Genomic DNA, 2,959 nt, shown 5'->3' on the forward strand with positions numbered 1-2,959 from the left:
TAAAAAATTAGGGTTCTAAAATATTTAGAATTGTTCTGGCTCAATATGTCCATAATCGCCATTTCTTTTTTTATAAACAATATTCATATCTCCACTTTCAGAGTTAGTGAAAACGTAGAAATCTTTATTCAATGTTTCAAGTTGCAATATAGCTTCTTCAACATCCATTGGTCTAGGATTAAGTGATACATTAACAATTTTTTTAGTTGATTGAACTGTTATTGAATTATCTCCAGCTTCAAAACTAATTTTTTTATCATTATTAACATGATGATTATCTCTTAATTTTTCTTTATATTTAGTCAGTTGTTTTTCTATAATATCTGTAACTTTATCTATTGCAGCATATAAATCATCCTCTTGTGAAACTCCTTTAAGGATTGATCCATTAACAGCTACTCTTACTTCGGCTGTTTGCAAGGGACCTTTTTTTGATCTACCTGCTGATAAGGTTGCATTGATCTCTAGAATATTGTCAAAATATCGTGAAAATCTTGAGAATTTATTTTCGCAATAAGTTCTAATCGCTTCAGTAATAACAATATTTCTGCTAGTAATATTAATAGTTTTCATACAAACCACCCCTTTATTATGGATGTAAAACATCCTTATGACTAACTATACAAGTCTTATAAAAGAATTCCTTTTTTCAAAAGCAGTTTTTTATGAGAGATGTTAGAAAGCTCTCTTGAATGTGTTACTGTTATAATTGTTTGACGTTTTTTTTCATTAATTTGTTTGAAAAGTTTAAAAATTTTCTCACTAGTTTCATCATCAAGGTTACCAGTGGGTTCGTCAAGTAAAAGAAGCTTAGGGTTATTGATAAGAGCACGAGCAATAGCTACTCTTTGTTTTTCACCACCAGAGAGCTCTGAAGGTTTATGATGAGCTCTATTCTCAAGTCCAATATCTTTTAAAAGTTCTAAGGCTCTTTTTTCAATCTCTTTTCTATTTTTAAAATTATTTGTAAGAGCAGGAATCATAATATTTTCTAAAGCTGTAAATTCTGGAAGTAAATAATGAAATTGAAAAACAAATCCAATTTTTTCATTTCTAACTTTATCAATAGAACTACTATCTAAGGAGATTTCTTCTCCATCAATAATTATACTTCCATTTGTTGGAGAGTCTAAAAGGCCTATGAGATTTAAAAGAGTAGTTTTTCCAGATCCAGATTGGCCAAGAATAGAGATAAACTCTCCCTCTTCAACATCGAGACTTAAATCTTTAATAATATTTAAATCTTCAGTTTTAGTAGAATATATTTTAGAAATATTTTTTAATTGTAAAATATGTTTTTTAGTCATGTTTTAAAGCCTCCACAATTTTTAATTTTCCAGCTTTATATGCTGGAAAAATACTAGATAAGAAAATTAAGATTATATTTGAAGAAATAATTGTAAGTAATTCTTTTAATGAAAGTTCAACAGGTACTTTAGAAAGATAATAGATACTTGAAATTTCAGGTAAAGAGTAAGTTTTAATATACCAAAGAAGAGATATAGAAATAAAAGTTCCTAAGAATATTCCAATAAGTCCTAATATTAATCCTTGAATTAAAAATATTTTAACTATACTTTTATTAGAAATTCCCATAGACCTCATAATTCCGATATATCTTATTTTTTCTCTAATCATCATATTTAAAATAATCCAAACAACAAAACCGGCAATAACAACAATTAAAGAAAATCCAATAATCATTACAGTTTTTTCAAGAGAGAGAGCTTTTAAAAGATTTTGATTTAAGTTCCCCCAAGTTCTGTTATATAAGCCTGTGTCTTTATATATTCTATTAGAGATTAAAGTTGCATCATATGGATTTTTTAGTGTTAAATCTAAAGATGAAATTGTACCATCTCTTTCTGTTATATATTGTGCAGTTTTTAAAGGTAAAATAATCATAGAGAGATCATAATCATAATAACCACTTTGAAAAGTCCCCATAATTTGTAAATTTAAATCTTTATTATTAGCAGAAACTAAATTTACAGAATCACCAATATTAGCTCCCATTTGGTTTAATAGTTCTTCTCCTATTAAAATTCCTTTAGGATTATTAAGCTCTATTTTTCCTTGTTTTATTTTACTTTTTAAATTTAAAGCAGTTATAGCATCTTTTAAATTCATTCCTTCTAATTTAACTCCAGCTACATAATTTCCAAGAGGACCATTATATTTAATAATACCTTGAGAAGCTACTTTAGGTACTATGCCTTTAACTTCTGGCCATTTTAAAAACTCTGTTTCTAATTTTTTATAATTTTTTAGATTTCCATTTCCAATAACAGTAACATGACTTGAAAGAGAAAGGATACTATCAATCATATTTTTGTTAAGACCATTTGAAATTCCAATAGATACAGTTAAAACAATAATTCCAATTGCAATACCTAGAATGCCAATAAAACTTTGTTTTTTTCTTTCTAGAATATGTTTTTTTGCAATAAAAAATTCAAAAATCATTTAGTCACCTCATAATTTAATTAGTAAAGAGAGTTTTTATAAGAATCTCTTTTAAGTTTTCATTAGATATATTTATACCTAGAGTATGTTTTAAGTTAGTAATTCTAGTTTCCTCTAAGTATTTTTCATCAATAATATTTTCCATATTTAAGAGTTCAGTTTCTTCAGTGGAAAAACTATTAATTGTTTTTAAAAATAATTGTCCATAATTTTTAAATTTTTGATTACCTATTCCACGTATTTTTAACATTTCCCATCTATTTGAGGGCTTTTTTTCTGCCATTTCCATAAGAGTTAAATCAGATAGAATGATATAGGGGGCAACACTTTCTTTTTGGGCGATCTCTTTTCTTAAGGTATTTAGTTTTTCGAAAATAGGATCTTCAAAATAATCAAAAGAAACTGTTTCATTTGATTTTCTAAAAATAGCTTTTATATCTTTTAAAACAAGATATGCTTTTTGTGTAAGTTTTAAGGTAGGAAAGCTACCGGC

4 protein-coding genes are annotated in these 2,959 nt (G+C 26.7%); all 4 read right to left on the reverse strand.

From position 1 onward, the window contains the following. Positions 1–24: 24 nt before the first annotated feature. A complete protein-coding gene (gene raiA, locus Q0V09_RS09945) occupies positions 25–573 on the reverse strand; it encodes a ribosome-associated translation inhibitor RaiA (RefSeq protein WP_297406118.1) in 549 nt (182 codons plus the stop codon). A gap of 56 nt (positions 574–629) precedes the next feature. Then, positions 630–1,307, reverse strand: a complete 678-nt coding sequence (locus Q0V09_RS09950; RefSeq protein ID WP_297406117.1) for an ABC transporter ATP-binding protein — start codon at positions 1,305–1,307, stop codon at positions 630–632. Continuing rightward, positions 1,300–2,463 carry an ABC transporter permease gene (locus Q0V09_RS09955; protein ID WP_297406121.1) on the reverse strand — a complete coding sequence of 388 codons (1,164 nt, stop codon included), beginning with the start codon at positions 2,461–2,463 and terminating at the stop codon, positions 1,300–1,302. The genes Q0V09_RS09950 and Q0V09_RS09955 overlap by 8 nt, the downstream gene beginning before the upstream one ends. A gap of 19 nt (positions 2,464–2,482) precedes the next feature. Further along, positions 2,483–2,959 (reverse strand): HRDC domain-containing protein (locus Q0V09_RS09960; protein ID WP_297489119.1); only part of this gene is annotated, 477 nt, incomplete at its 5' end.

Source organism: uncultured Cetobacterium sp., assembly GCF_947039425.1.
GTDB lineage: Bacteria > Fusobacteriota > Fusobacteriia > Fusobacteriales > Fusobacteriaceae > Cetobacterium_A.

Excerpts from the sequence above, each read along its gene's own strand:
- raiA (WP_297406118.1), bottom strand. The coding sequence starts at position 573 with ATGAAAACTATTAATATTACTAGCAGAAATATTGTTATTACTGAAGCG.
- Q0V09_RS09950 (WP_297406117.1), bottom strand. The coding sequence starts at position 1,307 with ATGACTAAAAAACATATTTTACAATTAAAAAATATTTCTAAAATATAT.